At 62.6% G+C, this 5,028-nt stretch carries 5 protein-coding genes; 2 read left to right on the top strand and 3 right to left on the bottom strand.

All coding sequences use genetic code 11. The features are described from left to right. Positions 1-721: 721 nt before the first annotated feature. The 3 genes from WBV42_RS20265 to WBV42_RS20255 all read right to left on the bottom strand — a co-directional run bounded on the left by WBV42_RS20265 (position 722) and on the right by WBV42_RS20255 (position 3,715). Positions 722-2,245, bottom strand: a complete 1,524-nt coding sequence (locus WBV42_RS20265; protein WP_423987636.1) for a COG1361 S-layer family protein — start codon at positions 2,243-2,245, stop codon at positions 722-724. A gap of 156 nt (positions 2,246-2,401) precedes the next feature. Next, a complete protein-coding gene (locus tag WBV42_RS20260; protein ID WP_423987635.1) occupies positions 2,402-3,349 on the bottom strand; it encodes a zinc-dependent metalloprotease in 948 nt (315 codons plus the stop codon). A 42-nt stretch (positions 3,350-3,391) separates the two neighbouring features. Continuing rightward, positions 3,392-3,715: a hypothetical protein gene (locus WBV42_RS20255; RefSeq protein WP_423987634.1), complete on the bottom strand. Its 324-nt coding sequence runs from the start codon at positions 3,713-3,715 to the stop codon at positions 3,392-3,394. A 69-nt stretch (positions 3,716-3,784) separates the two neighbouring features. Here WBV42_RS20255 and WBV42_RS20250 point away from each other — a divergent pair, with 69 nt between their 5' ends. Together WBV42_RS20250 and WBV42_RS20245 are read left to right on the top strand one after the other, a co-directional pair. Further along, positions 3,785-4,852, top strand: a complete 1,068-nt coding sequence (locus WBV42_RS20250; protein ID WP_423987633.1) for a M20/M25/M40 family metallo-hydrolase — start codon at positions 3,785-3,787, stop codon at positions 4,850-4,852. Between the two features lie 60 nt (positions 4,853-4,912). Continuing rightward, the coding region (locus WBV42_RS20245) for an LSM domain-containing protein (protein WP_423987637.1) at positions 4,913-5,028 on the top strand (116 nt) is incomplete at its 3' end.

Genomic DNA, 5,028 nt, shown 5'->3' with positions numbered 1-5,028 from the left:
GTGAGTCAGTTTTCAGTGATGAGAGGATCCAGAATGTCCTCGCCCGTTCGCTGTGAAGAGACGTGTTTAATCGGTTTGTGAGTGGAATCGCTAGGAGGAAGACCCGAAAGCCCCCGCGCGCTCGCGGCACCGGAAGACGTTCCGGCTCACTCTGGAAGACGCAAAGCGTCTTCCCTGCTCTCGTTCACTGCGTTCACGAGAACTCCGTTCGCGGGCTGCGACTTCCCTGATCACACTCACATTCGTTCGCGTGATCCGCTCGCCAATATCTTCCCTCGGCTCACTTCGTTCACGAGGACTTCGCGCGCCGTTCGGCTGGTACGTGACGCGTAGTCCGTCCAACCGGGTGGCGCGCGGGCCAGCAGGGCCGAGGACAGTTCGTCCGAGGACCTGACTGGCTATCGCGCGAGGGATGAGCGGAACGACCGTAGGGAGTGAAGCGAATCGGCTGGGGAGGCTCGTGGTTCGGTGCGGAGGCGGTCGGGTGGGGATGAAAGGGGCCGTCCGTTCGCGTTTACATGGTCGTCTCGGCGACCTCTCTCAGCGAAGTGAGTGAAACGAGCGGAGCTGAGATGTCGGCGAGCGACCGCGAGCGGACGGGGGCTTTCGAGGTGGTCTGCTTCCCAGCAACTGCAATCACACACCGACCAAACACTCGTGTTCGTAGCGAGTGGTGGAGACCTTCGATATCGATCTCCCCACGACTTTGTCCTCATCCTCGTCATCGCCGTCGGAGCCACCACAGTCCCCCGAGCACCAGCACACCGACTACGATCCCCACCGAGATCAGTGACGATCCGAAACCCGATTGACGCTGGATGTTCACCGGCACCGCGTACGGTCCGGCCTGCCGCTGGTCGCCGTTCGGCGTCTCGTAGGAGATGGCGACTGCGACGGGGTGGCGGTCGGGAATCGCCTTCCCGCTCACGGTCAACTGGAACGAGGCGGACGACGAATTTCCGGGGCCGATGACGCCGATGTAGGACTCGCTGTCGTCGCTCGACAGCGGGTCCGAAACCAGCAGTCGTGCCGTGACGTTCGAGAGACGCTTTCCGGCGTTGTTCTTCACCCGCACCCGGAGCGTTCCGCTCGAATCAACGGTGAAGTTGGCGTCCGTCGCGGTGACGACGAACGGTTCGCGTCGCGGTTTCACCCGGACCGGAACGGAGACCGAATCGGTCACGCGACGGACGCCGCTCCCGTCGCGGTAGGTGAGTCTGGCGGTGAAATCGCGTGGACCGGGGTTCGTGGCGTTCGTCGCGTCCAGGTCGAACCCGAACCGATGCGAACTGTTGTTCGGCAGGGTGCCGAGCGGAAACTGGGTTTCCGCGGGACGGAGGGCGGTCCCGTTCGACGGCGACAGGATCAGCGTCGCGTCGTCGAGCGTCCGGTTGCCGGTGTTCTCGACGCGGCCCGAAACGCGTCCCGTGTCACCGACGCGGAGCGTGCTGGTGACGTTTCGAATCGCGAACGAGGGCTTCGTTTGGGGTCGAATTCCGATGTACAGCGGGTCCGAAAGCCGCCGTTCGCCGGTTCGGGTGTCGTACGCGACGCGGACCTGTGCGGTGACGTTGCGGGCGTCAGTGTCCGGCCCGACCTGGAGCGGGAACTGGACGTACTTTGTATCCGTGCGAAACCACTCGCCGACCGAGGTTTCGGCCGTCGTGGCGTTGTTCCCGAACCGAATACTGGGGTCAGTCGAGTTGACGACCACGCTCGCGTCGAACGCCCCGACCGTCCCCGCGTTCCGGATGGCGAGCGAGAGCGTCCCCGTCTCGCCCGCACTCGCGTTGACCGTCGTGTTCACCACGCGGAACCGGGGGCTGCGCTCCACTTGAACCGAGACGTATCGAAGGACGGTCCGTTCGCCGGAATCGGTCGTGTACGTCACTCGAACCGGCAGGACGTACTCACCCGCCGTCGCTCGCTCGCCGACTCGGATCCGAACCGGTACCGACTGCTGTGTTCCGGGGGGGAGCGTCCCGACCGGGACGCGATTCGACAGCACCGTTATCGGCGTGTTCTCGTCCCCGACTTCGACCGTCGCGCTGGAGAGCGTAGAACCGCCGTTCGTGCCGCTCCCGTCGTTGGCCACGACGAGTCGCAGTCGGGTCTCCTGTCCCGGCGCGACCCGATTTTCCGGCGCGAAAACGCTGATGCCGGACCCGTTCTGACTCCCCTGTACCGCTACCCCTGCCCCCAACAGCGTGGTACAGACGAGAATCGTGACCACTACACCCCCCATGCGCATGGTGGGCGTACGACGTTATTTGACAAATCATTGACGGCGACGGCGAGGAGTCACGTCGGGCGCCTACCGTGGAACTATCCAATGGAATCAGAAGTAGTCGAAAGGGTGTTCGAACCGGATCGACCTCTCACCAGCAGTAAAGAAGAAAGATCAGACTCGTGCCAGCCAGCGTTCCGGGTGTTCGAGTTCGTCGTCGGTCGGGAGGTTGTCCGGTTTCTCCCAGACGCGAGTCGCGACCTCGACGTCCCGCGCCGAGACGATGTGTTCGAAGAAGGCTTTCCCACGCTCGTACTGTCGACGTTTCATGCCGAGGCCGAGCATGCGACGCATGAGCTTCGAGAGCGGGTTCATTCCCTTCCGTCGGGCTTCGATCTTCTCGCGGAGGTCCTCGTACTCGTCGTCGAAGGCCTCGTCCATGAGGAGTTCGGCGTAGCCCTCGACGGCGGTCATGGCGGTGTCGAGTTGCTGGAACGCATCGCGGTCCACCTCTCCGTGGGCGAGCGCCTCGATGCCGGATTCCATCTCCGATTCGAGATAATCAGAGAGCCACGGGGCCGCGCCGAATTCGGCGGCGTGCGTGACCTCGTGGAAGGCGATCCAACGGCGGAAGCGGTCGGCATCGACTTCCAACTCCTCCGCGGTGCGGGCGATGTTGGGATGGACGAAGTAGAGCGCGTGGTCGTCGCCTTCGGCGAGCAGGAGCGGATCGTACTGGCCGAGGACGTTGTTGCCGAGGAGGGAGAGCATGAACGTCATGGTTCCCGTGTTGACGACGCGAGCGACCCCGGGAAGCACGTCGGGGCCGAACTCCTCGATCGGTTCCATCACGCGCTCGAACGTGGCGATGTTCGCGCCGATCCAGTGGTGACGGTTCTGAATTTCGACAGTGCTCGGAACGTCGAAGGAGACGCCAGAGACTTCACGGACGCGGTTTCGGGCGTCGCGCACGTCGGTCGCATAGCCGTCCTGCTCCACAGGAGAGAGGTCTATCGAGCCGGGGTCCGTCGCCGCCTTCGCCGCGTCGGCCACCGCCGTCCAATCGATGGGGCCGGTTCCGGATGCGCCGGTGACGGCACGGACGCTACGGTAAAGATTCACACCACTACGTTGTATTCGAGCCGACAAAATCCTTCTGTCCAGTCACTCCCGTCGGTGTCGAAGCCGTCGTGCGACCGCAGCGGCCACGACGAGAAAGAGGATTGGTGCCAGTTTCTCCGTTACCGATGAACCCTCGTCGTGTTCGTCGTGCGCCTCGTGTTTGCCGTGCTTGTGTTTGCCGTGTTTTCCGTGTTTATGCTTCCCGTGTTTGCCGTGTTTTCCGTGTTCGTGCTTTTTCCATCCGAACATGCCCGACGGCGATTCCGTCTCGCCCGTGTTGAGTGTGAAGTTCGGTTCGTGAAGGTGTAGTTCCAGAAACCCCATGTACCACTCCTCAACGTTCATCCCCTTATTGATTCTGGACAAATATATTTTTCCCGAGATATTTCTGTGGTATTCGGGGGGTTGAAGACGGACTATCACGCGTTCACGGATATGGACGAAAAGCAACGCGGGTTTTTGGATTCTCTGTTGACGACACCCAGTCCGTCCGGATTCGAGGTGGAAGGCCAACGCGTGTGGATCGAGTACGTTTCCGAGTTCGCGGACGAGGTTCGAACCGACGGGTACGGCAACGCCGTCGCCGTCGTCGAAGGGGACGGACCGGAAATCGCGTTTGCGGGCCACGCCGACCAGATTGGGCTCATCGTCGCCGGAGTCGACGAGGACGGCTTCCTCCGTATCGACCGGATCGGTGGCACCGACCGAACCGTGACGAAGGGGCAACACGTCGAAGTGCACACTGCTAACGGCGTGGTCAACGGCGTCGTCGGCCAACGCGCGATTCACCTTCGCGACCCCGAGGACGACGAATTCGAGGACATCGTGGAACAACACGTCGATATCGGTGCCGAGAGCGAAGCGGAGGCCAATGAATTGGTCGATGTGGGCGACCCGATCACGTTCGAGGCGACCATCAAGGACCTGCGCGGGACGCGAGTCGCCGGGCCAGGAATCGACAACCGCGTCGGAACGTGGGTCGCCGCCGAGGCGCTCCGCCGGGCGGCCGAACGCGACGTGGATGCGACGGTGTACGCCGTGAGCACGGTTCAAGAGGAACTCGGATTGCAGGGCGCGAAGATGGTCGGGTTCGATCTGAATCCGGACGCCATCGTCGCCATCGACGTGACACACGCGATGGACAGCCCCGACGTCGATGGGGAAGAGCAGTTCTCCGACCTCACCATCGACCTCGGCGGCGGGCCGGTCGTCGCACGCGGGAGTGCCAACCACCCCGAAGTCGTCGCCGCAGTGCGTGAGGCGGCCGAGGACGCTGGAATCCCCGTTCAACTGCAAGCCGCCGGAATCTACACGGGAACGGACGCAGACGCCTTCTTCACCGCCCGTGGCGGCACCCCGTCGCTCAACCTCGGACTCCCGAACCGCTATATGCACACGCCCGTCGAAGTCATCGACACGGACGATTTGGACGCGTCGGCCGACCTGCTGGCAGAATTTGCGGTAGGGGCGAGCGGTCGAGACGGATTTTCGGTCGATATCTGACCGCAACCACGCGATTTCCGTTCCGGTACGTTTATCAACACAAACACTGGGATTGTTGATATGAGCGGACGACCACTCGACGTTCTCGAAGCGTCGTTGAACTCGGCAGTGACAGTACAGCTGAAAGGTGGAGAGGAGTACACTGGTACGCTTACGGGCTACGACCAGCACATGAA

The organism is Haladaptatus sp., assembly GCF_049589095.1.
In the GTDB taxonomy this organism is placed as follows: Archaea; Halobacteriota; Halobacteria; order Halobacteriales; family Haladaptataceae; genus Haladaptatus.
The sequence above is the reverse complement of the archived record's forward strand: the minus strand, read 5'-3'. Positions and strand labels throughout refer to the sequence as shown.

What these genes read in the sequence shown, in the direction of transcription:
- WBV42_RS20250 (WP_423987633.1), top strand. Translation starts at nt 3,785, where the DNA reads ATGGACGAAAAGCAACGCGGGTTTTTGGATTCTCTGTTGACGACACCC.
- WBV42_RS20265 (WP_423987636.1), bottom strand. Translation starts at nt 2,245, where the DNA reads ATGGGGGGTGTAGTGGTCACGATTCTCGTCTGTACCACGCTGTTGGGG.